Origin of the sequence: Loktanella sp. M215 (assembly GCF_021735925.1) — a bacterium.
Taxonomy (GTDB): domain Bacteria; phylum Pseudomonadota; class Alphaproteobacteria; order Rhodobacterales; family Rhodobacteraceae; genus Loktanella.
The window spans coordinates 502,761-527,345 of sequence record NZ_WMEA01000001.1 but is presented as its reverse complement, the minus strand read 5'-3'; the positions used below and the strand labels follow the sequence as shown (position 1 = coordinate 527,345).

General features: G+C 65.7%; 24 protein-coding genes. 16 read left to right on the top strand and 8 right to left on the bottom strand.

The annotated features are described in order from the left end of the window. Positions 1–92: 92 nt before the first annotated feature. The gene (ispH, locus tag GLR48_RS02570) at positions 93–1,043 is read right to left on the bottom strand and encodes a 4-hydroxy-3-methylbut-2-enyl diphosphate reductase (protein ID WP_237058399.1); all 951 of its coding nucleotides are present in this window, start codon (positions 1,041–1,043) and stop codon (positions 93–95) included. Positions 1,044–1,285: 242 nt separating this feature from the next. After that, the gene (locus GLR48_RS02565; protein ID WP_237058397.1) at positions 1,286–1,855 is read right to left on the bottom strand and encodes a LabA-like NYN domain-containing protein; all 570 of its coding nucleotides are present in this window, start codon (positions 1,853–1,855) and stop codon (positions 1,286–1,288) included. Positions 1,856–1,987: 132 nt separating this feature from the next. On the opposite strand from GLR48_RS02565, the gene folK reads away from it, so the two are divergent. The 13 genes from folK (at position 1,988) to recO (ending at position 11,531) form a co-directional block, all read left to right on the top strand. Beyond that, complete coding sequence (gene folK, locus GLR48_RS02560) at positions 1,988–2,572, top strand: 2-amino-4-hydroxy-6-hydroxymethyldihydropteridine diphosphokinase (RefSeq protein ID WP_237058395.1); 585 nt, start codon at positions 1,988–1,990, stop codon at positions 2,570–2,572. A gap of 99 nt (positions 2,573–2,671) precedes the next feature. Then, complete coding sequence (rpoZ, locus tag GLR48_RS02555; RefSeq protein ID WP_072857105.1) at positions 2,672–3,025, top strand: DNA-directed RNA polymerase subunit omega; 354 nt, start codon at positions 2,672–2,674, stop codon at positions 3,023–3,025. A 41-nt stretch (positions 3,026–3,066) separates the two neighbouring features. After that, on the top strand, positions 3,067–5,202 hold the full coding sequence (locus GLR48_RS02550) for a RelA/SpoT family protein (RefSeq protein ID WP_237058393.1): 2,136 nt from the start codon (positions 3,067–3,069) through the stop codon (positions 5,200–5,202). 23 nt (positions 5,203–5,225) lie between these two features. Then, positions 5,226–5,873 carry a DUF2062 domain-containing protein gene (locus GLR48_RS02545; protein WP_237058391.1) on the top strand — a complete coding sequence of 216 codons (648 nt, stop codon included), beginning with the start codon at positions 5,226–5,228 and terminating at the stop codon, positions 5,871–5,873. A gap of 28 nt (positions 5,874–5,901) precedes the next feature. Next, entirely contained in the window at positions 5,902–6,654 is a 753-nt protein-coding gene (locus GLR48_RS02540; RefSeq protein ID WP_237058389.1) for a pyridoxine 5'-phosphate synthase, read from the top strand. Between the two features lies 1 nt (position 6,655). Next, on the top strand, positions 6,656–7,123 hold the full coding sequence (locus GLR48_RS02535; protein WP_237058387.1) for a nucleoside deaminase: 468 nt from the start codon (positions 6,656–6,658) through the stop codon (positions 7,121–7,123). Continuing rightward, complete coding sequence (locus GLR48_RS02530; protein WP_237058385.1) at positions 7,120–7,419, top strand: Dabb family protein; 300 nt, start codon at positions 7,120–7,122, stop codon at positions 7,417–7,419. Before GLR48_RS02535 ends, GLR48_RS02530 begins: the two co-directional genes overlap by 4 nt. After that, the gene (gene acpS / locus GLR48_RS02525) at positions 7,416–7,814 is read left to right on the top strand and encodes a holo-ACP synthase (protein WP_237058383.1); all 399 of its coding nucleotides are present in this window, start codon (positions 7,416–7,418) and stop codon (positions 7,812–7,814) included. Before GLR48_RS02530 ends, acpS begins: the two co-directional genes overlap by 4 nt. Before the next feature lie 114 nt (positions 7,815–7,928). Next, complete coding sequence (gene lepB, locus GLR48_RS02520; RefSeq protein ID WP_237058382.1) at positions 7,929–8,765, top strand: signal peptidase I; 837 nt, start codon at positions 7,929–7,931, stop codon at positions 8,763–8,765. Then, a complete protein-coding gene (gene rnc, locus GLR48_RS02515) occupies positions 8,762–9,442 on the top strand; it encodes a ribonuclease III (RefSeq protein WP_237058381.1) in 681 nt (226 codons plus the stop codon). The genes lepB and rnc overlap by 4 nt, the downstream gene beginning before the upstream one ends. Continuing rightward, positions 9,439–10,353: a GTPase Era gene (era, locus tag GLR48_RS02510; protein ID WP_237058380.1), complete on the top strand. Its 915-nt coding sequence runs from the start codon at positions 9,439–9,441 to the stop codon at positions 10,351–10,353. Before rnc ends, era begins: the two co-directional genes overlap by 4 nt. Beyond that, a complete protein-coding gene (locus tag GLR48_RS02505; RefSeq protein WP_237058379.1) occupies positions 10,346–10,681 on the top strand; it encodes a DUF1491 family protein in 336 nt (111 codons plus the stop codon). The genes era and GLR48_RS02505 overlap by 8 nt, the downstream gene beginning before the upstream one ends. 121 nt (positions 10,682–10,802) lie before the next feature. Next, the gene (recO, locus tag GLR48_RS02500; RefSeq protein WP_237058378.1) at positions 10,803–11,531 is read left to right on the top strand and encodes a DNA repair protein RecO; all 729 of its coding nucleotides are present in this window, start codon (positions 10,803–10,805) and stop codon (positions 11,529–11,531) included. Here recO and GLR48_RS02495 read toward each other — a convergent pair. Next, on the bottom strand, positions 11,528–12,535 hold the full coding sequence (locus GLR48_RS02495) for an NAD-dependent epimerase/dehydratase family protein (protein WP_237058377.1): 1,008 nt from the start codon (positions 12,533–12,535) through the stop codon (positions 11,528–11,530). The genes recO and GLR48_RS02495 overlap by 4 nt on opposite strands. 84 nt (positions 12,536–12,619) lie before the next feature. Here GLR48_RS02495 and GLR48_RS02490 point away from each other — a divergent pair, with 84 nt between their 5' ends. Both GLR48_RS02490 and GLR48_RS02485 read left to right on the top strand, forming a co-directional pair. Then, complete coding sequence (locus GLR48_RS02490) at positions 12,620–13,111, top strand: DUF421 domain-containing protein (RefSeq protein WP_237058376.1); 492 nt, start codon at positions 12,620–12,622, stop codon at positions 13,109–13,111. 80 nt (positions 13,112–13,191) lie between these two features. Further along, complete coding sequence (locus tag GLR48_RS02485) at positions 13,192–14,406, top strand: MFS transporter (protein WP_237058374.1); 1,215 nt, start codon at positions 13,192–13,194, stop codon at positions 14,404–14,406. Here GLR48_RS02485 and GLR48_RS02480 read toward each other — a convergent pair. Beyond that, a complete protein-coding gene (locus tag GLR48_RS02480) occupies positions 14,403–16,082 on the bottom strand; it encodes an acyl-CoA dehydrogenase family protein (protein WP_237058372.1) in 1,680 nt (559 codons plus the stop codon). The two genes, GLR48_RS02485 and GLR48_RS02480, sit on opposite strands and share 4 nt — an antisense overlap. Before the next feature lie 151 nt (positions 16,083–16,233). Here GLR48_RS02480 and GLR48_RS02475 point away from each other — a divergent pair, with 151 nt between their 5' ends. Continuing rightward, the gene (locus GLR48_RS02475) at positions 16,234–17,004 is read left to right on the top strand and encodes a sulfite exporter TauE/SafE family protein (protein WP_237058371.1); all 771 of its coding nucleotides are present in this window, start codon (positions 16,234–16,236) and stop codon (positions 17,002–17,004) included. A gap of 45 nt (positions 17,005–17,049) precedes the next feature. Here GLR48_RS02475 and GLR48_RS02470 read toward each other — a convergent pair whose 3' ends face one another. The 4 genes from GLR48_RS02470 to GLR48_RS02455 form a co-directional block, all read right to left on the bottom strand. Beyond that, the gene (locus GLR48_RS02470) at positions 17,050–18,591 is read right to left on the bottom strand and encodes a phospholipase D-like domain-containing protein (RefSeq protein WP_237058370.1); all 1,542 of its coding nucleotides are present in this window, start codon (positions 18,589–18,591) and stop codon (positions 17,050–17,052) included. 310 nt (positions 18,592–18,901) lie between these two features. Further along, positions 18,902–20,176 (bottom strand): HlyD family type I secretion periplasmic adaptor subunit, encoded by a 1,275-nt coding sequence (locus GLR48_RS02465; protein WP_237058369.1) that lies wholly within the window; start codon positions 20,174–20,176, stop codon positions 18,902–18,904. Between the two features lie 21 nt (positions 20,177–20,197). Then, complete coding sequence (locus GLR48_RS02460; RefSeq protein ID WP_237058368.1) at positions 20,198–22,774, bottom strand: calcium-binding protein; 2,577 nt, start codon at positions 22,772–22,774, stop codon at positions 20,198–20,200. Beyond that, positions 22,771–24,576, bottom strand: coding sequence for a type I secretion system permease/ATPase (locus tag GLR48_RS02455; protein WP_237058367.1), 1,806 nt, complete (start codon positions 24,574–24,576; stop codon positions 22,771–22,773). Before GLR48_RS02455 ends, GLR48_RS02460 begins: the two co-directional genes overlap by 4 nt. Positions 24,577–24,585: the final 9 nt, after the last annotated feature.

The window sequence follows — 24,585 nt, the reverse complement described above, 5'->3', positions numbered from 1 at the left end:
GAACATGCTGCGCATCAGAACAGCGCAGGCTGAATGTGAAACGCCCGGCGCCTGCGCCTTGCACCCTGCAGAACGGCTGTCCGATCCGCCTGTCACGCAGGCGCGCGCAGGATCCGGGGCACCTTGAATTCGACAGTCTCGACCGCGGTTTCGACGTAGTCCACGGTGACGTCGTAGCGCTCGCCGAAGGCTGCGATGACTTCGTCGATCAGGACTTCCGGCGCCGATGCGCCGGCCGTGATACCCACGGTGGTGATGCCGTCCAGACTGCGCCAGTCGATGTCTGTGGCGCGTTGGACAAGCTGGCTGTAGGCGCAGCCGGCCTTTTCACCGACTTCGACCAGCCGCTTCGAATTGCTGGAATTCGGCGCGCCGACCACCAGCATGGCGTCGCATTTCGGTGCCATCGCCTTGACGGCTTCCTGCCGGTTGGTCGTGGCGTAGCAGATGTCTTCCTTGTGGGGGCCGATGATCGCCGGGAACCGTGCCTTGAGGGCCGCGACGATATCGATCGTGTCATCGACCGAAAGGGTGGTCTGCGTCACGAAGGCAAGCCGGTCCGGATCGCGCGGTGCTATGCTGCCCACATCCGCCACGGTTTCGACCAGCAAAACCTCGCCATCCGGCAACTGGCCCATGGTGCCGATGGTTTCCGGGTGGCCATCGTGGCCGATCATCACCATCTGTAATCCGTTATCGGCGTGGCGCTGGGCCTCGATATGGACCTTGCTGACCAGTGGGCAGGTGGCGTCGACATAGATCATATCGCGGCTTGCGGCTTTGGCCGGCACGGCCTTCGGCACGCCATGGGCCGAAAAGATGACGGGCCGATCGTCAGGACAATCGTCAAGCGATTCGACAAAGACGGCACCCTTGTCGCGCAATCCATCGACGACGAACTTGTTGTGCACGATCTCGTGGCGCACGAAGACCGGAGCGCCCCATTTTTCCAATGCCATCTCGACGATCTTGATTGCACGGTCGACACCCGCGCAAAATCCGCGTGGCGCGGCAAGATAGAGGGTCAGTGGTGGCTTGGTCATCGGTCTCTCCGCCAGTGTCGTCCTCTAGGTAATGGGGCTGCGGGTGCGCGTAAAGGCGTGCAACGGCGTTGGCTGGACCGAAGGGTTGCCTCCGGCGCGAGTTTATCCGGTTAGGTGAAGGCAGGGCAGGGTCCAGGGCTGTCCTCTGGAACAGCCTGACAGCCGCATTTGCAGTACCATGTCGGCGGGGGACGTCGGGGCCAGATACCGACGCTGCCGGTTGCCGGGCGGTGCTACGACGATCAGTCGTCCTCGGTCGATTCGGTGCTGCGGTCGACCGTGTCACGCGGCGGGCGACCGACGACATCGCGCAATTCGTCCAGTTCGATGAAGTTGTCGCACTGGCGGCGCAGTTCGTCGGCAATCATCGGGGGCTGACTGCGGATGGTCGATACGACCGAGACGCGCACGCCCTTGCGCTGCAGGGCTTCCACAAGCGGACGGAAATCGCCGTCGCCAGAGAACAGGACGACATGATCGACGTGCGGCGCAAGTTCCATCGCATCGACGGCCAGTTCGATGTCCATGTTGCCCTTGACCTTTCGGCGGCCCATCGAGTCAGTGTATTCCTTCGCGGGTTTCGTCACCATCGAAAACCCGTTGTAATGAAGCCAGTCCACCAGCGGCCGAATCGGCGAATATTCGTCATTTTCCAGCAAAGCAGTATAGTAGAAAGCACGCACCATCTTGCCACGGCGCATGAATTCCTGGCGCAGCAGTTTGTAGTCGATGTCGAATCCGAGAGCTTTTGCCGCAGCGTAAAGATTTGCGCCATCGATAAAAAGCGCGAGGCGCTCGTCGCGATAAAACATTGTGTGTCCTTTTCCGGACTGACAGTCCGGTATTTTTCTTAATCTGGATTAGGGCAGATGCAAGCTGTCTTGCCCGCGACTTGATGGTTATATGCGTGTTGAAGTAGGTCCTTGCAACCCGAAGGGGTAAACATGAGCGGCGATATTGCGCTTGTTTCATTGGGGAGTAACGCATCCGGCGTCCATAATGCCCCGACGTCATCTGTACTTTTTGGCAGGCTACATCTTGTCAGTCTGTTTGGCGATGGGGCCAGATGCAGCAGGCTGTTCAAAACGCCTGCCTTTCCGCCGGGGATTGGCCCCGATTTCATCAATGCAGCGATGGCGGTGCGGACGACGCTTGATCCAGATGCCATCTTGGCCGAACTGCATGCGATCGAACACAAGGCAGCGCGGGAGCGGTCTGTCAGGTGGGGGCCGCGGACACTTGATCTGGATCTGCTGGGGGTCGGCGAATGTGTCTTGCCCGACAGGGCGACGCAGACGCTGTGGCGCGGACTGGCCCCAGAAGACCAGCGCCATCGCTGGCCGGAAGATCTGATCCTGCCGCACCCCCGCCTGCAGGACCGCGCCTTCGTGCTGGTGCCGCTGGCCGAAGTCGCGCCGGATTGGGTGCACCCGGTCACCGGTCTGACAGTGGTCCAGATGCGCGACGCGCTGCCGCCGGCAGACGTGGCCGGCATCGTACCCCTGGATGCCGGCGAGGATGGCGCGTAAAGAGGGCTTGACAGGACGGGGAAATCGACTTGTCAACGCCACCCCGGCGCGGTATGAGCAAGGCTTGCATCCACGCCTGGACAGAATTGGAGTGTGCCGATGGCCCGCGTTACCGTCGAAGACTGTGTCGACAAGGTCCCGAACCGGTTTGAACTTGTCATGCTGGCAGCTCACCGCGCCCGCGAGATCACAGCCGGGTCGCCCGTCACGGTCGCCCGCGACAACGACAAGAACCCCGTCGTGTCCCTGCGCGAAATCGCCGAGGAAACGCAGCAGGCGGACGATCTGCGCGAGCGCATGATCGAAGCGAACCAGACCCAGATCGAGGTTGACGAGCCCGAAGAGGACTCGATGGCGCTGCTGATGGGCGCCGAGGCCGACAAGCCGGTCGAAGACGACATGAGCGAAGAAAAGCTGCTGCGCGCGCTGATGGAAGCGCAAGGACAGCGGTAAAGGCCATTTCCCGGCCCACAACAAAGAAGTGCCGGACCAGCATGACGACTGCAGACGACCTGATCGCGCTGGTCCGCACCTACAACCCCCGCACGAACGAAGCGCTGCTGCGTGATGCCTTTGCCTTTGGCGAAGAGATGCACGAGGGCCAGTTCCGTCATTCGGGCGAACCTTATTTCACGCATCCGATCGCTGTCGCCCAGATTCTGGCCGACATGCAGATGGACGATGCCACCGTCATCACCGCCCTGTTGCACGACACGATCGAGGATACGCCGGCATCCTTCAAGATCGTCACCGACCGTTTCGGCCGCGAGATCGCCGAACTGGTGGACGGCGTCACCAAGCTCACGAACCTGCAACTGACCAGCCGAGAGACGAAAGAGGCGGAGAACTTCCGCAAGCTTTTCATGGCGACCAGCAAGGACCTGCGCGTCACGCTGGTCAAGCTTGCCGACCGCCTGCACAACATGCGCACCATCAAGTCGATGAAGCCCGAAAAGCAGGCGCAGAAGGCCCGCGAGACGATGGATATCTTTGCACCATTGGCCGGTCGCATGGGCATGCAGTGGATGCGCGAGGAACTCGAGGATCTCGCGTTTCGCGTCCTGAACCCCGAGGGGCGCAACAGCATCATCCGCCGTTTCATCACGCTGCAGCGCGAGGCGGGTGACGTGGTGCCGCGCATCACCGCCGACATGCGTGTGGAACTGGACAAGGCGGGCATCCAGGCCGAGGTCATGGGCCGCGCCAAGAAGCCCTATTCGATCTGGCGCAAGATGCAGGAAAAGGACATGGGGTTCAGCCGCCTGTCCGACATCTACGGCTTTCGCATCATCACCGCGACCGAAGGCGACTGCTACCGCGTCCTTGGTGCGATCCACCAGCGCTGGCGTGCGGTGCCGGGACGGTTCAAGGACTACATCTCTCAGCCCAAGACGAACGGTTACCGGTCGATCCACACCACAGTCTCTGGCCGCGACGGCAAGCGGGTCGAGGTCCAGATTCGCACGCGCGAGATGCACGAGGTCGCCGAAACAGGTGTGGCGGCGCATTGGTCCTATCGCAACGGCGAGCGTGTGGAAAACCGCTTTGCCGTCGATCCCGTGAAATGGATTTCCAAGCTGACCGAACGGCTGGACGAGGATCAGGATCACGACGAATTCCTCGAGGCCGTGAAGCTGGAAATGTTCACCGATCAGGTGTTCTGCTTCACCCCCAAGGGCGACGTCATCAAGCTGCCGCGCGGCGCCACGCCCATCGACTTTGCCTTTGCGATCCACACCCGGATCGGCATGGCCTGCGTCGGCGCCAAGGTTGATGGCATCCGTGTGCCCCTGTGGACGCGCCTGAAGAACGGGCAAAGCGTCGAGGTCATCACCGCCGAAGGCCAGAAGCCGCAGGTGACGTGGATGGACATCGCCACGACGGGCCGTGCCAAGACCGCGATCCGGCGGTCCCTGCGCGAGGCGGACCGCGAACGGTTCGTGCGGCTGGGACGCGAACTGGCGCGGGTCGCCTTCGAAAACGTCGGCAAGCGGCTCACTGAAAAGGCCCTGCGCACCGCAGCCAAGGCGCTGGCGCTGGACGGCGTCGACGACATGCTCGCAAGCCTCGGCAGCGCCGAGATCACCGCGCGGGACATCGTGCGTGCAATCTATCCTGATCTTGCAACACGGACCGGGGACGAAATCGACGCCAATCGCGCTGTCGTCGGTCTCGCCGCCGACCAGAGCCACCAGCGCGCGGCCTGCTGCCAGCCGGTCCCGGGCGAACGCATCGTCGGCATCACCTACCGGGGCCAAGGTGTCGTCGTGCATGCCATCGACTGCGCCGCCCTTGCGGATTTCGAAGATCAGCCCGAACGCTGGGTCGATCTGCGCTGGGAGGATGGCCAGCACCGCGCGATCAACACCGTGACGTTCGACATCTCGATCACCAACGATGCCGGCGTTCTGGGCCGGATTTGCACGTTGATCGGGGAACAGAAGGCCAATATCTCTGATCTGAAGTTCATCGACCGCAAGCCCGACTACTACCGCCTGCTGATCGACATCGACCTGAGCGACGTGGAACACCTGCACCGGGTCATGACGGCGGTCGAGGCGGACAGTCACGTGTCGGGGATCAGCCGGCACCGCGACCCCGGACAATCCGGGGCGCAACGCGCGGGCTGAGGCCCGGGGAAAGGACGACACCCGTGTTCAAGCGCAGGGACAGGCGGCCGGCGTGGAAGGTCGTGACCCGCGCCCTGTATCCGCAGGGGGGCTGGCGTCGTGCCTTTTCCTACGTCAAGCACCGCGTCCGCCGCCTGCCGGACACGCCCGAAAAGATCGGGCGCGGAATCTGGGCGGGCGTCTTCACGACATTCACTCCGTTCTATGGCCTGCACTTCATCGTCGCGGCGATCATCGCCAAGCTGATGCGTGGCAACTTCCTCGCTGCCCTGATGGCCACGTTCTTCGGCAACCCGCTGACCTATCTGCCGATCGCCGCCGTCTCGCTGGGGACCGGTCATTGGCTGCTGGGGCGCAAGCCGCGGGGGCCGATGTCGTCGCTGGGCCAAAAGTTTTCCGACGCGGGCGCCGATCTTTGGCATAATGTCGTGGCGATCTTCACCCCCGAAACGATGGATTGGCACGGGCTGTCGATCTTCTATTTTGACATCTTCTATCCCTACATGATCGGTGGGATCCTGCCGGGCGTCGTGACCGCAACGGCGGCGTATTATCTGTCGGTTCCGGTCCTGCAGGCCTATCAAAAGCGGCGTCGCAACGTCCTGAAGGCGAAACTGAGCCAATTGGCCCAACCCAAGCCGCGGGATGGCGACGGCCCGGCGGCGCGCTAACTATGCGCCAAAAGAATGGAGTGACGCGATGACCGACAAACTGCGACTGGGTGTGAACATCGACCACGTCGCCACCGTGCGCAACGCGCGTGGCGGCGACAATCCCGACCCCGTCCGGGCCGCCCTGATGGCGCAGGATGCCGGCGCCGACGGCATCACCGCCCACCTGCGCGAAGACCGCCGCCATATCCGCGACGCCGACATGGCGGGCCTGAAGGCGGCGCTGCGCGTGCCCCTGAACTTTGAGATGGCCGCGACCGCCGAGATGCAGCGCATCGCGCTGGCGACCCAGCCGCACGCGGTCTGCCTCGTGCCCGAAAAACGCGAAGAGCGCACGACGGAAGGCGGGCTGGAAGTGGCGCGTCAGGCGAACGTGCTGGGCGATTACATCGCGCCTTTGCGCGATGCCGGGTGCCGGGTGTCCCTGTTCATCTCCGCCGACCGCGATCAGGTCGAGGCGAGCGCGCGCATCGGCGCCCCCGTGATCGAACTGCACGCCGGCGCCTACGCCGATGCCTGGGCCGAAGGCCGCTGGGATGACCGCGACCGCGAACTGAAGCGCCTGACAGAGGCGGCAGCCTACGGCCATTCCCTCGGCCTTGAAATCCACGTGGGCCACGGCCTGACCTACGACAGCGTCGGACCCATTGCCGCCCTGCGCGAGGTGCGCGAGCTGAACATCGGGCATTTCATCATCGGCGAGGCGATCTTTCGCGGCTTGCCGGATGCCATCGCGGAAATGCGCCGTTGCATGGATGCCGCACGAACACAGGATGCCTGACATGCGGATGACCGACACGGAACGGGACGCCATGCGCAAGGTCGCGGACCATGCGCTGGACTTGCACGCCGACGGGCGCGACATCGTCTTTACCGCGGCCATCGTGAAGGATGGCCGGATCATCGTGCAGGCCCGCAACGAAGTCGGCGACACCAATGACGTGTCCCGCCATGCAGAGGTCGTGGCGATGGCGCAGGCCGCCGACATCCTTGGCACCCGCGACCTGTCGGGCTGCACGTTGCTCGCCTCCTGCCAGCCTTGCGAGATGTGCCTGAGCGCGATGCGCTGGGCCCAGATCGACCGGGTCGTCTTCGGGGCGCAGCAGGACAATGCGGACGCGGCCTTCTTTCGCTTTCCGCAGATGCGAATCGCTGATTTCCAGCGCGCCTGCGACGGTGCCTTCTGGTTTCTGGGCGGCATCGAAGAGGATCGCATCGGCCATATCTATGCACCGGGGGCGGCGGAATGATCGACCATATCGTCTTGCTGCACCTCAAACCCGATCACGACGCGATCGCACTGGCCGCGGTCATGGACGGCCTCGCGGCACTGGTGGGCGACATCAAGGGCTTTACCGCCTTCCGCCACGGGCCGAACCGGGACTACGAAGGCCGCTCGCCGGCCTTTGCGCATGGCTTCACTGCGCAATTTCACGACAGTCTGGCGCTGGCGGTCTATGCAGACGATCCGCGCCACAAGGCGCTGGGCGCGCGGCTGATGGCGCTGTGCGAGGATATTCTGGTCGCCGACGTGGAGTCCGCATGATCCTTGGCATCGGCACGGATCTGGCCAACATCGACCGCATCGCCCGCACGCTGGACCGGTTCGGCGACCGGTTCCGCAATCGTGTGTTCACCGAAGTCGAACAGCGCAAGGCCGAGCGGCGGGCGGATACCCCCGGCACCTATGCCAAGCGCTGGGCCGCGAAGGAAGCATGTTCCAAGGCGCTGGGCACCGGCCTGCGGATGGGCATTGCCTGGAAGGACATGGCGGTCAGCAACCTGCATACCGGCCAGCCCGTGATGGAGGTGACCGGCTGGGCCAAGGCCCGTCTGGACGAGATGACACCGCCCGGGCACGCCGCGGTCATCCATGTGACGCTGACCGACGATCACCCCTGGGCGCAGGCGTTCGTGCTGATCGAGGCGCGTCCGCTGTAGGGCCCCCGATTTTTCTACGAAAAATCATCGCATCGCAGGCCGAAGCGCTCTGCCTTGACAGGGGGCACGGGTGGGATCATGTAGCCGGGCAATGCGTTGAACGGGAAATGTGTGATGGCCGAAAAGACTGGCGTGATGGGCAGCGTGATCGAGACGGTCAAGACCGTCGTCTATGCGCTGCTGATCGCAGGCGCGTTCCGCACGATCCTGTTCCAGCCCTTCTGGATCCCGTCAGGCTCGATGAAGGACACGCTGCTGATCGGCGATTTCCTTTTCGTGAACAAGATGGCCTACGGCTATTCCTACGCCTCCTGCCCGTCGATCCTGATCCCCGCGCTAAACGTCGATATCGGCGCCGACGATTTCTGCGGCATGTTCAAGGGCAAGACCGACCGCCTGTTCGGGTCGGATCCGGAGCGTGGCGACGTCGTCGTCTTCCGCCACCCGGTCACGGGCCGCGATTTCATCAAGCGGCTGATCGGCCTGCCGGGCGACCAGATCCAGATGAAGAACGGGCTGCTCTACCTCAACGGGACACCCGTCGTCGTCGCCGACGACGGTGTCTTCACCGAGACCTATGCCCCGCAGGGACCAGAGCAGTCGATGCCCGCCTGCGCCAATGCGCCGGTTGGTCCGGGTGCCGCCTGCATCAAGGAACGCTACAGCGAAACACTGCCCGAAGGCGTGACCCACGACATCCTGAACATCGGCAACCGCGGTCTGGACAACACCGGCGTCTACACGGTGCCCGCTGACAACTTCTTCTTCATGGGTGACAACCGCGACAATTCCACCGACAGCCGTGTGCCGCAGTCGCTGGGCGGCGTGGGCTTCGTGCCGCGCGAGGATATCGTGGGCCGGGCCGACCGCGTGATCTTTTCGTCCGCGGGGCGGTCGATGCTGGCATTCTGGACGTGGCGGTCCGACCGCTTCTTCAAGGGAATCGAGTGAAGCTCTCGGCCCAGCTCGCGGGCTTTGCCGCCCGGCTGGGGCATGAGTTCGCCGACCCCGCCCTCCTCGTGCGCGCGGTCACGCATTCCAGCATGTCGAGCGTGCATCGCGACGACAACCAGCGGCTGGAATTTCTGGGCGACCGGGTCCTTGGTCTGGTGATCGCAGAGGCACTGTTGCAGGCCGATCCCGGTGCACCCGAAGGGCTGCTCGCCCCCCGCTACAACGCGCTGGTACGGCGCGAGACCTGTGCCGACGTCGCCCGCCAGATCGGCATCGGCGAGGTGCTGAAACTGGGCCGGTCCGAAATGCAGTCCGGCGGTCGTCGCAAGGAAGCGCTGCTGGCGGATGCCATGGAAGCCGTGATTGCCGCGGTCTACAACGACGCGGGTTTCGATGCGGCCCGGCGCGTGATATTGAAACACTGGCAACCGCTGGTCGGTACCGTGGCCGCCGATGCCCGCGACGCCAAGACGGCGCTGCAGGAATGGGCGCAGGCGCGGGGCGCGCCACCGCCTGTCTATACCGAGGTCGCGCGGACCGGGCCGGATCACCAGCCCGTCTTTACCATTCGCGTGACGTTGGAAACGGGCGAGCACGCCGAGGCGACCGCCGGGGCCAAGCGGCAGGCGGAACAAGCGGCCGCACAGGCGCTGCTGGAAAGGGTCGGACCATGACGGAAAACACACGCGCGGGTTTCATCGCCCTGATCGGAGAGCCGAACGCCGGCAAATCCACGCTGCTGAACCGCATGGTCGGCGCCAAGGTCAGCATCGTGACGCACAAGGTCCAGACGACCCGTGCGCGGATCAGGGGTGTGGCGCAGGACGGACAAAGCCAGCTGGTCTTCGTCGATACGCCGGGCCTGTTTGCCCCCAAGCGGCGTCTTGACCGCGCCATGGTCGCCGCCGCATGGGGCGGGGCGGGCGACGCCGACGTCGTCGTGCTGCTGATCGAGGCGAACCGCGGCATCACCGCAGGGGTCAAGGGCATCCTTGATGTTCTGGCCTCTCGCGTCGGCAAGGCTAAGGTCGCCTTGGCGATCAACAAGATCGACCGGGTGAAGTCAGAGGCGCTGCTGCAACTGTCGCAGCAGATGAACGAGGCCTATGCGTTTGAAGAAACCTTCATGATCTCGGCCGAGCGCGGTCATGGCTGCGAGACGCTGAAGCATTGGCTGGCGGGTGCGGTGCCCGCTGGTCCGTGGCTTTATCCCGATGACGAAATCTCTGACTCGCCGCTGCGCAACATCGCGGCAGAGATGACGCGCGAAAAGCTGACCCTGCGCCTTCATCAGGAACTGCCCTACCAGCTGACGGTCGAGACCGAAAACTGGGAAGAGCGGCCAGACGGGTCCGCGAAGATCGACCAGCTGATCTATGTGATCCGCGACGGCCACAAGGGGATCGTCCTTGGCAACAAGGGCGAGACGATCAAGGCCGTGGGACAGGCGGCGCGCGTCGAGATGGAGGAACTGCTGGGCCGCAAGGTGCATCTGTTCCTGCAGGTCAAGGTCCGCGCCAACTGGCTGGAGGACAAGGAGCGCTACGACGAGATGGGGCTCGACTTCAAGGATGGCGATGCCTGAGCCGCGCCTGACGGCGGAGATCTGGGTCAGTGCCTACCTTGCGCGACTGCGCGTGATGGATATCCCGGCCTTCGTCGTGGCGCGGGGCGACGGAACGGCGGGGGCGGTGCTGGTCAAGCTGAACACGTTGGACGGACGGGCGACGGCCTTTACGCGGTCCTTCGACATACTCAGCGGTGAGCGGGTCTGGGTGACGCTGTCAGAGGGCGCCGAGCGCGAGGTCGATGCCTCGATCGCGCGGCAGCGCGGTTTTGACAGCGACCTGTGGGTGATCGAGGTCGAGGACCGGCAGGGCCGGCACCTGCTGGATCAGCCAGGACTGACCTGAATTGGCCGCCTGCGGCGCCCAAGCCTCCGGCGGGGATATTTGAAAAACAGAGAGAGGCGGGCGGTTTGCGCAGCCGCTGCACAGGATGGCTTTGGCCGGCGCGCGCTGGGAGGATCGGGGCATGATCAGCTGGCAGGATGAAGGTGCGGTCTTGCGGGTACGCCCGCATGGCGAGACCTCGGCGATCATCGAGGTCTTCACGCCTGGGCACGGGCGCCATGCGGGCGTCGTGCGGGGCGGTGTCAGCCGCAGGATCGCGCCGATGCTGCAGCCGGGCGCGCAGGTAGCGCTGACGTGGAAGGCGCGGCTGGACGAGCATCTGGGTGCCTTTACCGTCGAGCCGTTGCGCAGCCGGTCCGCGCAGGCGATGGGCGACCGGCTGGCGCTGGCGGGCCTGAACGCGGTCTGCGCCTTGCTGGCCGTCGTCTTGCCGGAACGCGAAGCCCATCTGCCGCTTTACGACCGGACCGTGCAACTGCTGGACTTGCTGGGGCAGGGCGACGTCTGGCCGCTGGCCTACCTGCAATGGGAACAGGCGCTGCTTGAGGCCATGGGGTTTGGTCTGGACCTGAGTGCCTGCGCCGTGCGTGGAGTGAACGAGGATCTGGCTTTCGTCTCTCCCCGGTCCGGTCGGGCGGTCAGCCGTCAGGCGGCCGGCGATTGGGCTGACCGGTTGTTGCCGCTGCCGCCTGTGCTGGCAGGGAAGGGCGACGCAAGTGCTGCCGAGATCGTGCTGGCCCTTGGGACCACCGGGTATTTCATCGAACGCCGCTTGCTGCGCTCGCTGGGTGGGGCAGAGATGCCCGGCGCCCGCGCCCGCCTGCTGGAGGCGATCGGGCGCGCCGGCTAGGCGTTCAGCGCGCACACCGTCGCGGCAACCGCCCCTGCCGGGGGCGTGAAGGCGATACCAAGCAGATCGCGGGCCGGCGCGTTGTCGATGTGCAGCGTCTTGTCGATCAGCGGCACCAGGCTGCGCACCTGCGGCGAGACGAGGCCGATGGCGCGGGCCACCAGCCGTGGCACCGCGACGCGGGGCAGGCGGGCCTGTGGTGCCGCGTCCCGCAGCATCGCGACCAGATCGCGCGCCATGACGTAGTCCGACACCAGCAGGATGCGCTTACCGATGCTGTGGGGCGCTTTGAGGGCCGCGACGTGGGCCTGCGCCACGTCGGTCACATCGACAAGGGCCAAACCGACATTCGGCATCAGGGGCAACTTGCCCGAGATCATCTGTGCGATGACACCCAAAGATGTGCCGTAATGACGGTCGAGGGGCGTGCCGATGACGAGGCTGGGATTGATCGCAGTCAGCTGCATCGATGGGTGCTGTTCGGCAAAATCCCAGGCGGCGCGTTCGGCCAGCGTCTTGGATCTGGCATAGGCCGTCATGCTGACGTGGTTCAGGTCCGACCACATCTCTGCCGTTACCGTCGTGCCGTCTGGCAGATCGCGCTGCATGATGGCGGCGGTCGATGACGTCATCACGACGCGCCTGACGCCGGCAGCCTCGGCGGCCCGCAGCGCGCGCAGCACACCGTCGACGGCGGGGCGGATCAGGTCGGCCTCGTGCGCGGGTGTCTTGGCGGGAAAGGGCGAGGCGGTGTGGATGACGGCAGCGACCCCCTCCATCGCCGCGTCCCAACCGTCATCCGCCATCAGGTCCAATGTGACGAAGGACAGCCGTGTCAGGCTGGCGCGGTCTGTCAGGCGGGGTGCGATGGCGTCCCTGACCTCTTGCGCGCGGTCAGGACTGCGCAGCGACCCCCGCACGGCGTATCCGGCGTTCAACAGATCGGCCGCAATGGCCTTTGCGATGAAGCCGGTGATGCCGGTCAGTAAAATCGTCTGGGACACGGCAGGGATCCGATCAGGCAAATCATCAGGGGTGGAACGATCAATGGGTCTGACGTGTTCCTGTCACATCAGCAGGGGAACGTCATGTCGGATATCTTGGAAATCATCGTGCGGACCATCGTGGCCGTTGCGCTGGTCGTGACGCTGACACGGATCTTCGGCCTGCGGTCGTTTTCCAAGATGTCGGGGTTCGATTTCGCCGTGACGGTGGCGATCGGGTCCGTTTTGGCGGCGACGGCGATGTCGCCGGGGACGCCCTTCTGGCATGGCGGGTTGACGTTGGTCACCCTGTTTGTCGTGCAGACCGCCATTGCCCATGCCCGGTCGCGGATCAAGGGCGTCGTCGACGCAACAGACAACGACCCCTTGCTGATCATGCGCGACGGGGTGATCCTGCATGACAACCTGCGCGGCGCGGGCATGACCGAAGGCGACCTGATCGGCAAGCTGCGCGAGGCGAACGCGCTGGACTTCTCCAAGGTGCGGGCCGTCGTGTTCGAACCGACGGGCGATGTCAGTGTCCTGCATGGCGATACCTGCGATGATCGCCTGCTGAAGGGCGTCAGGGATGCGTAATCGACACCGCGTGTCGCATTCGGCATAGATGCAGGTGGTGCATCGTGTCACTCGCTGAGGCCTGACAAGGACTTTGCGTCATGATCGCGCCCCGCGCCCCCCTTTATCTGACCCACGCCCCCACGCCGAAAATCGCGGACTTTGCCCTTCTGGCGGCGCTGGAGGCCTGTATCCGCGCATCCCTGCTGTCGGTCATGCCACTGGTGATCTACCGCGCCTTCGGTGATGCGGCGATCGTCAGCCGCATCTATCTGTGCGTCGGCATCGGGTCGATGTGCGTCGGGCTGATGGTGCCCTTCGTGGCGCGCTGGGTGCCGCGCCGCTGGATGGTGACGCTGGCCTGTGCGTTCTACGCGACGGGGATCACGCTGGCCCTGACCGGCGGCCCGATGCTGAAGGCGCTGGTCCTGCTGTTCAACGCGATGGGTACGGTGACGTTCACCGTGTGCCTGAATGCCTACGTCCTCGACTACATCAGTCGGCTGGACCTGAGCCGGAACGAAACCATGCGTATGGTCTACAGCGCCATTCCATGGAGCGTCGGTCCCATTCTGGGCGTGACCCTGTTGAACTGGTGGGAACCTGCGCCGTTCATTCTGGCGGGCTGCTTTAACTTGGTGCTGGTGGCGGTGTTCTGGCGCCTGCGTCTGGGCAACGGGCGACAGATCACGCGGGCGCGGGCGCCCGCCCCCAACCCGCTGGCCTACCTTGGCCGGTTCGCGGCACAGCCCCGGCTGATCGCGGGCTGGTTCTTTGCCGTCATGCGGTCCTGCGGCTGGTGGGTCTATATCGTCTACCTGCCGATCTTCTGCATCGAGGCGGGCCTTGGCGACAAGGTCGGTGCCATCGCGCTAAGCCTGAGCAACGCGCTGCTGTTCACCACGCCATTGATGCTGCGTCAGGTGCGGAAATTCGGTGTGCGGGCTGCGGTGCGGACCGGATTTGCGGTCGCGTCCAGCCTGTTCATGCTGGGTTTCCTGATGTCCGGCGTCCCGGCCGTCACGGTCGCCTGCATCATGGGCGCATCGGTCGCGCTGGTCCTGCTGGACGTCTGTGGCGGCCTGCCGTTCCTGATGGCCGTCCGCCCGGCAGAGCGGACGGAGATGGTCGCCGTCTATGCCACTTTCCGCGACGCCTCTGGCATCGCCACGCCAGCGGCGGCCTCGCTGATCCTGCTTGCGGGTCCGGTATCGGTCGTTTTTGCGGCCTGTGGCATCGGGCTGGCGGCAGGGTTCCTTGTCGCGGGCCGGTTGCACCCGCGCCTTGGGCTGCCGCGTGCGGTCAATGCCGGTTAGGACAGCAGACGTCGCGCGATGACCTGCGCCTGAATTTCGGCGGCCCCTTCGAAGATGTTCAGGATTCGGGCGTCACACAGAATGCGGCTGATCTTGTATTCCAGCGCGAAACCGTTGCCGCCGTGGATCTGCAGCGCATTGTCGGCGCAGGCCCATGCGACGCGGGCGCCCAGCAGCTTGGCCATCCCGGCCTCCAGGTCGCAGCGGCGGTCGGCGTCCTTTTCGTGGGCGCTGAAGTAGGTCAGCTGACGGGCGACCATGATCTCGACCGCCATCATCGCCAACTTGCCGGATACGCGGGGGAAGGCGATCAGGGACTGGCCGAACTGCTTGCGGTCCTGCGCGTATTTCATGCCTTCGTCCAGCGCGGACTGGGCCACGCCGATCGCGCGGGCGGCGGTCTGGATGCGGGCGGACTCGAAGGTCTGCATCAACTGCTTGAATCCATTGCCGGTCTCGCCGCCCAGCAGGTTCTCGCCCTTCACCTTGAAGCCGTCGAACGCCAGTTCGTATTCCTTCATGCCGCGATAACCGAGGACCTCGATCTCTCCTCCGGTGATACCGGCGTCGGGAAAGGGGGCCTCATCGGTGCCGGGGGTCTTTTCGGCGAGGAACATCGACAATCCGCGATAGTCGGTCGTGTCGGGTTCGGTCCGGGCCAGCACGGTCATGACGTGCGTGCGGGAGGCGTGGGTGATCCAGGTCTTGTTGCCGGTGATCTGCCAGTCGTCACCGTCGCGGACCGCGCGTGTGCGCAGGGCGCCAAGGTCGGACCCGGTGTTGGGTTCGGTGAAGACGGCGGTCGGCAGGATTTCACCGGATGCGAGTTTCGGCAGCCACTGGGATTTCTGCTCGTCGGTGCCGCCGCACAGGATCAGTTCCGCCGCGATCTCGGACCGGGTGCCCAGCGATCCGACACCGATATAGCCGCGCGACAGTTCTTCGGACACGACGCACATCGCGGATTTCGACAGGCCGAACCCGCCAAGGTTTTCCGGGATCGTCAGGCCAAAAACGCCCATCTCGGCCATCTCGTCGATGATCGCCAGCGGGATCAGCTCGTCCTTCAGGTGCCAGTCGTGGGCAAAGGGTTCGACCTTTTCGCGGCTGAACCGGCGGAACTGGTCGCGGATCATCTCAAGCTCTTCATCAAGGCCGGAGGCGCCGACCGTCAGCTCTGCGCTGCGGTCCTGCATCAGCTGCGCAAGCTGCGTGCGCGCGGCCTGCGTATTGCCGCGCATCATCAGGGCTGCGGGCGCGGTTGCGTCAAGGGGGGCCAGATCGGCGCGGGTCAGCCCAAGGTCTGCGTATCGCACGACCTCTGTCTGGTTCATCTGGATGCCGCCCGCGATCTGCGACAGGTATTCGCCAAAGGCGATCTGCAGGATCAGGCGCTCGACCTCGGTGAACCGGTCGGCGGCGGTCAGGCGGTCGGCCCAGGCCTGCATCTGGTGCAGCGCCTGATGATAGGTCGCAAGCCACGCCAGCCCGTGGGCGGCGGTCTGGTGCATGTCGATCAACCGGGCCGAGACGCGGCCGCCCTCACTGACCATCGCGCCGACCGAGGCCTTGGCAGAGGCGAAAACCGCATCGACGGCAGGCAGGCTGGCGCGGGTCAGGGCGCACAGATCGGCCAGCACAGCGTTGTCGTTGATCGGGGTCTGTCCGTCGGCCATGGTCGAATCCTCGCTGGTTTGCAGATGCAGAGATAGCGACTTTGCAGTCGCAGCGCAATAATCATGCGCAGAACAATTCCTTAAATTACGAAAATGTCGCGGTCGATTTGCCGTGGCGGCGGCAATCATAATCCAGCAAAGTGCGCCCATCATGACAGACATCCTTGCCGTATTGCCGCTTCACCTCGTTGTTTTCGCCTGTCTCGTGACCTTGCTTGGCGGGTTCGTGAAAGGCGCCGTCGGCTTTGCGATGCCGCTGATCATGATCTCTGGCATGGGAATCCTGATCAATCCGCAACTGGTTGTCGCCGGCATCATCCTGCCGATCCTCGTCAGCAATGGCTGGCAGATCGCGCGATCCGGTCTGGGCCCGGCGCGGGCGGCGGTCGTCGAACACTGGCGCTATCTGCTGATCGTCTGCGTGATGATACTGATTTCGGCGCAATTCCTGACCGTGATCTCGGCGGATGCGATGTTCGTGATTCTGGGCGTGCCGGTCGTGGCCCTGTGCGTCGTGCAACTGCTGGGCTGGAAACCCGTCATCGGTCCGCGCTGGCGGCGCCCGTTCGAATGGGGGTCAGGTCTGGCCGCCGGCACGCTGGGTGGGCTGGCCGGCACATGGGGGCCGCCGACGGTGCTGTATCTGCTGGCGCTGGAAACGCCGCGCGACCGGCAGATGGCGGTGCAGGGCGTCATCTACGGTCTGGGGTCGGTGATGCTGTTCCTGGGACACCTGCAATCGGGCGTGCTGAACGGGCACACATGGCAGTTGTCGGCGCTGCTGGTGCTGCCAGCCATGCTGGGCATGCTGGCAGGCTTCCGCCTTGGCGACAGGTTCGATCAGGCATTGTTTCGCAAGGTCACGCTGATCGTTCTAATCGTCGCAGGCGTCAATCTGGTCCGACGGGGTCTGATCGGGTAAGCGACGGTCGTCCTGCCAACAAAGGTCAGCGCGTCGGCTGGCGCCTTATCGTCGCGACCGGATCCAGCGCTGCCAGGCCTTCCAACTCAGGAACCCCAAGGCGGCACCCCCTGCCATCAGGGCCAGATGCCGGGGTCTGATCCCCTCACCGGCGGATGCGGCCTGACTGGCATAATAACGCGGGTCCAGCAGGCGGGTGTTGGCCAGAAACCAGCCGACCGGCTCTTCCTGCAGGGGCATGATGCGCCGCAAACCGCGCCCCTGCGCCGCATTCAGCGTCTCGATCGTGGCGATCAGGCTGCCGGTCTGCTGCAATGTCTCGTCCAGAACCTGCCGCGTCGTATCGAGGTGCTCGCACAACAGCGTGCTGCGAAAGTCCGAGATCACGTCGGGCCTGTCCGCGATGGCGATATCGCATTCCGTGTCGAACCCCATGGAACGGTCGTCCAGATTGCTGGACCCGATATGCAACAGCGTGTCGTCCACGATCATGATCTTGGCGTGGACATAGATCGGCTGTGCGGCACTGTTGACCGGGTTCCAGATCCGGAACCGGTCCTGATGATCCACCTGTGTCAGCCTGTCGATCATGCGGCTCCGCAGGGTGTGCATCGCCTTGTCTTCCACAATGGACAGGGCCGCCTCCGGATTGATGACGATCACTTCGGGACCGCCGTCCTCTTTCAGGCGGCGTTCGATGGCATCACAGATGGTGTCCGCCGCGAAGTACTGAGATTCGATATAAATCGTGTCACGCGCCATTTCGATACTTGCAAGGTACAGCCGCTCGATCTCGTTGATCATCGGCGCGCCATCATAGGGGGGCTCGGTCCGCGCGATGGCGACGTCGATGTCCCGTGCCGCCACCTCCAGCGTGTCCGGCCAGATCTCGGCCTCCGACACATCGGGCCGCGACAGCGTATCGCCCGTCGCGCGCAACCAGCGCATGCGCGACAGCTCTGCCAAGGCGCTGGCGACGGGGCCGGTCAGCGCCGAGGTGACATCGTGCCAGGGTTCCGAGGGCGAGCCGTCCTTGCGCACCCGGCGGGGATCGTCGGGGCGATGTGCGGGCGTGTCCCACCGGTCTTCGGTGGCGTCGATGCAGCCGCAGAACGCAAAGGCATCGTCCGCGACGATGATCTTCTGATGATGGCACGCGCCAAAGGGATGATGCCCGTCCAGCGCGAAATGAATGCGGTCATCGCCGAAGACATGCAGCGCCAGCGTCGGCAGAAGCCGCCCCGGTGCGGCCAGCACGGCGCCGTTCCATTTCAGGATATAGATGTTCAGATCGGGCGCCTGCTTCACGACGGCTTCCAGAAAGGCGCCAAGCTGGTTGGGCATCCCGTCGGGCGCGCAGCCGTCATCGTCGCTCTCGCCGGGATACATCTCGATCTCGAAATCGAAATCCCAGCCGATCAGCAGCAGTTCGCGTCTGGCGGACAGCATGACCTTGCGCAGCATCTTGAAATAGTCGGCCGCATCGAAAATGAAGGCCAGACGGCTGGCGCGTTCGATCCGCCAGCACGTGTCGTCCGGTCTAAAAATCGACCCGGCGGTCGCCAGCCCTGCCTGTTGTTCGCCCACGTCGATTGTCTTTCGCTGATGTCTGTCGCGCAAGCCAACGGTCCCGCGGCGCCCCCTGTTCCACAGCATCGGTCAAGCGAGCAATCTTGGCAAGTTTGACAGGACCCCCGGCGGACCGGACATCATCCGTTCAGCCCGACCTGCGCAGGTCTGTCCTGTTACGGCATGGGGCGACGGACACATCGGTTGCCGGTCCGGACAACCGATGTGTCAGCTCTCGTTTCATCCTCTCACCTTCATTGCGCCGACAGGGTCAGGCGCCGTGTCGTGGCAACACGCCGGACGTCAGCGGACAGAGCCCCCCCCTCTTTCAGCGTTCTCTGAAGGCGTGTGCGAATCTGTCGGTGATGGGTTTGATGAGGTATGATGCGACGGTGCGGTCTTGTGTTGTGACGAAGACTTCGACGGGCATGCCGGGGATGAGGTGGCTGTCGTGGAGTTTTGCGATCTCTCCGGGGGCGATGTCGACGGTGGCCTGGTAGTAGGACTGGCCGGTCGCGCGGTCGATCGTGGTGGCAGGAGAGATGTGGACGATGGCGCCGCGCAGTTCGGGGGTGACGCGCTGGTTGAAGGCGGGAAAGCGCAGGCGGGCGACCCGGGCTGTCCCGGGGACGAGGTTGCCCAGTCCCTCGGCGGGGGTGACGACGCCGCCTAGGGTGTGGATGTTCAGCTCGTTGACGACGCCGTCGATGGGGGCGCGGATCTCGGTGCGGCTCAGCCGGTCGCGGATCGCGATCTCGCGTTCGGTCAGTTCGGCCAGCCGGGTGACGACGGTGCTCAGCTCGCGCTGCGCCTCGGTGCGGGCGGTGTCGTCGATGGCGAGGATCTGCAGGCGGATCTCGCTGGTGCGGGCGGCGGCGCGGGCGATCGCGGCCTCGATCTCGCCCATCTCGCCGGCGAGGCGGACGCGCTCGCGCTCGACCCCGTAGAGCCGCGAGACCTCGATCAGCTTGCGTTCGGTCATGGACCGGGTGCGGTCGTATTCGGCCTCGACCAGCGTGGCATCGGCGGCCTTGGCGGTGCGCTGGCCCTGCAGGCCCGCGATTTCCTCGGTAATCTGCGAGATGCCCAGTTCCAGCTGCTGGCGCTGGCTGTCGCGGGTCTGGCGCTGACCGTCGAAAAGCTTCGTCTCGCCGGCGATCATCTCGGCGGCCTCGGGGTGGGCGGCGATCCAGTCGGGGTCCAGCGCCAGCCGGTCGCGGCCGTCGCGTTCCGCCGTCAGCCGGGCGCTGCGCACTTCCAGTTCGGTCGTCTGGCCCTGCACGATGGCCAGTTCCGACGTCGTCTGCGCGTCGTCGAGGCGGATCAGCAGCTGCCCCTTGGTCACCACGTCGCCTTCGCGCACGGCGATGGCCGAGACGATGCCGCCGTCGCGGTGCTGGATCGACTGGACGTTCGCCTCGACCACGACCACGCCCTGCGAGATGACGGCACCGCCGAGTTCGGCCGTGGCGATCCAGCCGCCGACGCCGCCGATCAGCGCCGTGGCCAGCACGAGGCCGGTCAGCATCCGGGGCCAGAGGCGCAGGGCGTCCTTGTCTGCCGAGAGGGCCATCGGGGCCGTGCCGGGATAGGTCATCGTCATCGTGTCTCTCCGTTGGTCAGATCAAAGGGCATCGTGCAGGATCAGGACGTGGTGGCCCGTCAGGGTGATGAAGGCGTCGAACATGTCATCCTCGTGGATGTCGATCCGGGTGGTGTCGCCATCGGTGCCGGTCTCGTAGCTGAAGCTGAGGTTGAGCGGCCGCAGCGTGTCGGGCGGTGCTGCGCCATCGAGGCGCAGGCCGCCGTGATCGTCGCGCCCGTCGTCCTCGAAGAAGCGCCAGATCCGCGTCTCGATCGCATCGCCGATGCCGAAGTCGGTGATCGTCGCGGTATTCTGCGCGATGCCATCGACCGTGTTGAAGCAATAGACGTCGTCGCCAGCACCGCCGGTCAGGGTCACGGACCCGTCGCCGATGATGAACCGGTCGCCGCCTGTGGTGCCGATGATGACCTCGAAGCTGTCAAAGCTGTCCGCGGGGCCGGTGACGCCTGCGACGCGCCCGGTGCTGAGGTCGGCCACGACGGGGCCCTCGATCTGCGACAGATCCAGCGTATCCTGACCCGCACCGCCGTCGAAGCTGTCCGCCGACATGTCCTGCGTGACGACCATCCGGTCGCGGCCCTCCGCCAGCGTGACGGTATCGCGGCCCGCGCCGTCCACGACGGTCTCGTCTGCCGCACTGCCGCGGATGACGTCGTCGCCGCGACCCGCGATCAGGACCTCGAACCCGGCAAAACTGTCGTGCCCGCTGTCGGTGCTGTCGGCCACACCTGTGGTCATGTCGATGGACAGGGGGGCGGTCACGGCGCTGAAGTCGAGCGTATCGACGGCGCCTGTGTCCGGTGCGACGCCCGGTTCGGGTGCGTCGCCCTGGAAGGTGTCGTCGGCGCGGTCCGCGCTGACGATGACGGTGTCCGACCCCGCACCGCCGGTCACGATATCGGACCCGGCCCCGTCGGACAGGACATCGTCGCCGGTGCCGCCGAACAGCGCGTCATCGCCGGCCCCGCCGGTGATCGCATCGGCGCCGTCTGCACCGTATATCACCTCGTCCGCCGCACTGCCGCGGATGACGTCGTCGCCACGGCCCGCGATCACGACCTCGAACCCGGCAAAACTGTCGTGCCCGCTGTCGGTGCTCTCGGCCACACCTGTGGTCATGTCGATGGACAGGGGGGCGGTCACGGCGCTGAAGTCGAGCGTATCGACGGCGCCTGTGTCCGGTGCGACGCCCGGTTCGGGTGCGTCGCCACGGAAGGTGTCGTCGGCGCGGTCTGCGCTGACGATGACGGTGTCCGACCCCGCACCGCCGGTCACGATATCGGACCCGGCCCCGTCGGACAGGACATCGTCACCGGTGCCGCCGTCCATCATGTCGGAGCCCGCGCCGCCGAACAGCGCGTCGTCGCCCGCGCCGCCGGTCAGGACGTCGGACCCGTCGCCACCGTAGATCATGTCGTGGCCCGCGCCGCCGTCGATCCGGTCGTGCCCGGCCTCGCCATAGATGATGTCGTCGCCCGCCCCGCCATAGATCAGATCGTCGCCGGCCCCGCCAAGGATGCGGTCGGCCCCGTCGCCGCCGTAGATGACATCGTCGCCGCCCTGTGCCGCGATCTGGTCATCGCCGCGGCCCCCGGCGATCACGTCCACGCCATCGGTCCCTGTCAGGACGTCGGCTGCATCCGTGCCGTCCTGGAACACGGGGCGGATGTTCAGGTGCGCCATCTGCGCGACCGCGGCCTGACCGTCGCTGACCTGATAGGCAAGTTGCACGACACCGGCATAGCCGGGGTCCGGCGTATAGAGGAACCCGCCCGCAACCGGGATGAGCGTGCCTGCGGAGGCGGTGATGTCCACGACCCGCAGGACGTCGCCGTCCGGATCGCTGACATGTTCCAGCAGGTGTGCGGTGCCGATCAGGATCGCGCCGGTGCCCAGAATGTCGTCAAGGGTCACGGACCGCAGCCGCACCGGCGCCCGGTTGGGCCGGGCCGGCGGGACCGCCGGCGGTGCCGGCGTGTCGGTCACGGGGTCCTGGGGGTCCGGGGTCTGGATGTGTGGTGTCTGGGCGTGTGGTGTCTGGGCGTGTGGCGTCTGCGGGGCAGGGGCCGGACGTGGCGCCTCATGCCCGCCGGGTCCTGCGACGTCAGCGCCGCGGTGCAGGCTGTTCGCGTGCGGCGCAGTGCCGCCGTGGAAGGTCTGGACCCCTGCGGCCTGCGGGACGGTCCCGCCGTGCAGCGCGCCCGGACCCGCCCGGTCCAGCGCCACCGTGTTGTGGAACAGTGACACGACATTGCGGCCGGTGCTGATCGACAGGGTCGCGATGAAGGCCGTGGCATCGGGGTCGACGAAGGGGGCCTGCGCCGGTGCCGCATCGGCCTCGGCCGCCACGGGTTCCGCGCCGACCTGCGGATCCTCTGGCGCCGCGGGGCGCGGCTGGTCCGGCCTTGCGTCGGTCTGGGGCCGGGCGGCTTCGGTGTGCCCGCTCACCATTGAGCGCAGGTAGAAGGCGACCGACAGGACCGCCATGGCGATCGCCTGCGGCAACCCGCCCTTCGGTGCGCCGTCGTCAAAGCCGTAGGGCTGCGACGGGTCTTTCTGATCCGCATCGGACCGTGTCTTCTTGACCTTGATCATGCCGTCACCCGGTGTGCCGGTTGCAGGACCATCGGCTGCGGCTCTGCCGCCGCGGGCCTGTCTGTGGCGGGCCTGTCTGCTGCGGGTCGGTCTGCTGCGGGTTGCGGGACGGGCTTGGGCCCGATGATGTCGTCCTTCGGGCCGAAGGCGGTCAGACGCCCGCCCTGCACGACGGCGACCATGTTGACCGCGGCCAGCGCCGTAGGGCGGTGCGCGATGACGACGACGATGCCGCCGCGCGCGCGCACCTTGGCCACCGCTTCGGTCAGGGCCGCCTCGCCCTCGGTGTCGAGGTTGGAGTTCGGCTCGTCCAGCACCACCAGGAACGGGTCGCCGTAAAGCGCGCGGGCCAGTGCGATCCGCTGCCGCTGACCGCCCGACAGGGCGATGCCGCCCGCCCCCAGACGCGTCTGGTAGCCGTCGGGCATCTTCACGATCATCTCGTGCACGCCCGCGGCCAGCGCTGCCGCGACGATCGCCGTCATGTCCAGATGTTCGGCAAAGCGCGCGATGTTCTCGGCAATCGTGGCGTCCATCAGGCTGACGTCCTGCGGCAGATAGCCTGTGTAGCGGCCCAGTTCGGCCTCGGGCCACTGGGGCAGGTCGGCGCCGTCAAGGCGGACCGCCCCGCGCAGCACCGGCATGATGCCGGTCATCGCCTTGACCAGCGTCGTCTTGCCGCTGCCCGACGGCCCGATGATCCCCAGCGCCTGACCGGCCACCAGTTCCATCGTGACATCCGCCAGCAGCACCCGGCCCGATCCGGGGGCGGCCACGGTGATCGCGTCCAGCCGCAGGGATCCGACCGGTGTGGGCAGAGACAGCGGGGCGGGGGCGCTGGCCAGGGCGATGGCCGTCTCCTTCAGGCGGGCAAAGGCGGCGCGGGCGCCCACGACCTGCTTCCAGTTGCCGATCGCCATGTCGATGGGCGCCAGCGCCCGCGACGAGGCGACGGACGAGGCGATGATCGCCCCCGCCGACAGATCGCCGGTGATGGTCAGATAGGCGCCCAGACCCAGCAGCGCGGACTGCAGGATCATCCGCAGCACCCGCGACAGCGCGCCGAAGGTGCCCGAGATGTCGTTGGCCTTGGTATGCAGGTCCAGATGGTCGCGGTTGGCCGCGGTGAACCGCTCCACCGCGCGGCCGGCAAAGCCCATCGCCTTGATGACATCGGCGTTGCGGGCGTTGGATTCCGCGATGGCATTGCGCGCGATCACGGCCGCCTGCGTGGCCCCGGTCAGGCGGCGGGTCAGCAGTTCGGTGACGACGGCGATCATCGCCAGCACGACCATGCCGCCCAGCGTCAGCGCGCCCAGAAGCGGGTGCAGCATGTAGACGAAGATCAGAAAGACCGGCATCCAGGGAATGTCGAAGATCGCGACCGGCCCCTGACTGCCGAGGAAGGCGCGCACCGTATCGACGTCGCGGCCCCGCTCCAGCGCCTCGGCGGTGCTGTAGCCAAAGCGCGGCATGTCGACGACGACGCGGTGGGCGAGGGGGGCGATCTGCCGGTCCAGCCGCGCCCCGACCCGCACCAGCAGCTGCGAGCGCAGGATGTCGAAGAGCCCCTGGAACAGGTAGAGCCCGATCGCCAGCGCCGACAGCGTCAGCAGTGTCGGAATGCTGCCGCTGCCCAGCGCGCGGTCATAGATCTGCAGCATGTAGATCGACCCGGTCAGGGCCAGGATGTTGATGATCCCCGACAGACCGAAGATATAGACCAGCACGGACTTCAGCCCGGCGGTGATCTTCTGCACCTGCTTCATCTTGATGTGGTCTTTGGTGTCCCCTGCGCGCATGACGCTTCC

What these genes read in the sequence shown, in the direction of transcription:
- ispH (WP_237058399.1), bottom strand. Translation starts at nt 1,043, where the DNA reads ATGACCAAGCCACCACTGACCCTCTATCTTGCCGCGCCACGCGGATTT.
- GLR48_RS02565 (WP_237058397.1), bottom strand. Translation starts at nt 1,855, where the DNA reads ATGTTTTATCGCGACGAGCGCCTCGCGCTTTTTATCGATGGCGCAAAT.
- folK (WP_237058395.1), top strand. Translation starts at nt 1,988, where the DNA reads ATGAGCGGCGATATTGCGCTTGTTTCATTGGGGAGTAACGCATCCGGC.
- rpoZ (WP_072857105.1), top strand. Translation starts at nt 2,672, where the DNA reads ATGGCCCGCGTTACCGTCGAAGACTGTGTCGACAAGGTCCCGAACCGG.
- GLR48_RS02550 (WP_237058393.1), top strand. Translation starts at nt 3,067, where the DNA reads ATGACGACTGCAGACGACCTGATCGCGCTGGTCCGCACCTACAACCCC.
- GLR48_RS02540 (WP_237058389.1), top strand. Translation starts at nt 5,902, where the DNA reads ATGACCGACAAACTGCGACTGGGTGTGAACATCGACCACGTCGCCACC.
- GLR48_RS02535 (WP_237058387.1), top strand. Translation starts at nt 6,656, where the DNA reads ATGCGGATGACCGACACGGAACGGGACGCCATGCGCAAGGTCGCGGAC.
- GLR48_RS02530 (WP_237058385.1), top strand. Translation starts at nt 7,120, where the DNA reads ATGATCGACCATATCGTCTTGCTGCACCTCAAACCCGATCACGACGCG.
- acpS (WP_237058383.1), top strand. Translation starts at nt 7,416, where the DNA reads ATGATCCTTGGCATCGGCACGGATCTGGCCAACATCGACCGCATCGCC.
- lepB (WP_237058382.1), top strand. Translation starts at nt 7,929, where the DNA reads ATGGCCGAAAAGACTGGCGTGATGGGCAGCGTGATCGAGACGGTCAAG.
- era (WP_237058380.1), top strand. Translation starts at nt 9,439, where the DNA reads ATGACGGAAAACACACGCGCGGGTTTCATCGCCCTGATCGGAGAGCCG.
- GLR48_RS02505 (WP_237058379.1), top strand. Translation starts at nt 10,346, where the DNA reads ATGCCTGAGCCGCGCCTGACGGCGGAGATCTGGGTCAGTGCCTACCTT.
- recO (WP_237058378.1), top strand. Translation starts at nt 10,803, where the DNA reads ATGATCAGCTGGCAGGATGAAGGTGCGGTCTTGCGGGTACGCCCGCAT.
- GLR48_RS02490 (WP_237058376.1), top strand. Translation starts at nt 12,620, where the DNA reads ATGTCGGATATCTTGGAAATCATCGTGCGGACCATCGTGGCCGTTGCG.
- GLR48_RS02485 (WP_237058374.1), top strand. Translation starts at nt 13,192, where the DNA reads ATGATCGCGCCCCGCGCCCCCCTTTATCTGACCCACGCCCCCACGCCG.
- GLR48_RS02480 (WP_237058372.1), bottom strand. Translation starts at nt 16,082, where the DNA reads ATGGCCGACGGACAGACCCCGATCAACGACAACGCTGTGCTGGCCGAT.
- GLR48_RS02475 (WP_237058371.1), top strand. Translation starts at nt 16,234, where the DNA reads ATGACAGACATCCTTGCCGTATTGCCGCTTCACCTCGTTGTTTTCGCC.
- GLR48_RS02465 (WP_237058369.1), bottom strand. Translation starts at nt 20,176, where the DNA reads ATGACGATGACCTATCCCGGCACGGCCCCGATGGCCCTCTCGGCAGAC.
- GLR48_RS02460 (WP_237058368.1), bottom strand. Translation starts at nt 22,774, where the DNA reads ATGATCAAGGTCAAGAAGACACGGTCCGATGCGGATCAGAAAGACCCG.
- GLR48_RS02455 (WP_237058367.1), bottom strand. Translation starts at nt 24,576, where the DNA reads ATGCGCGCAGGGGACACCAAAGACCACATCAAGATGAAGCAGGTGCAG.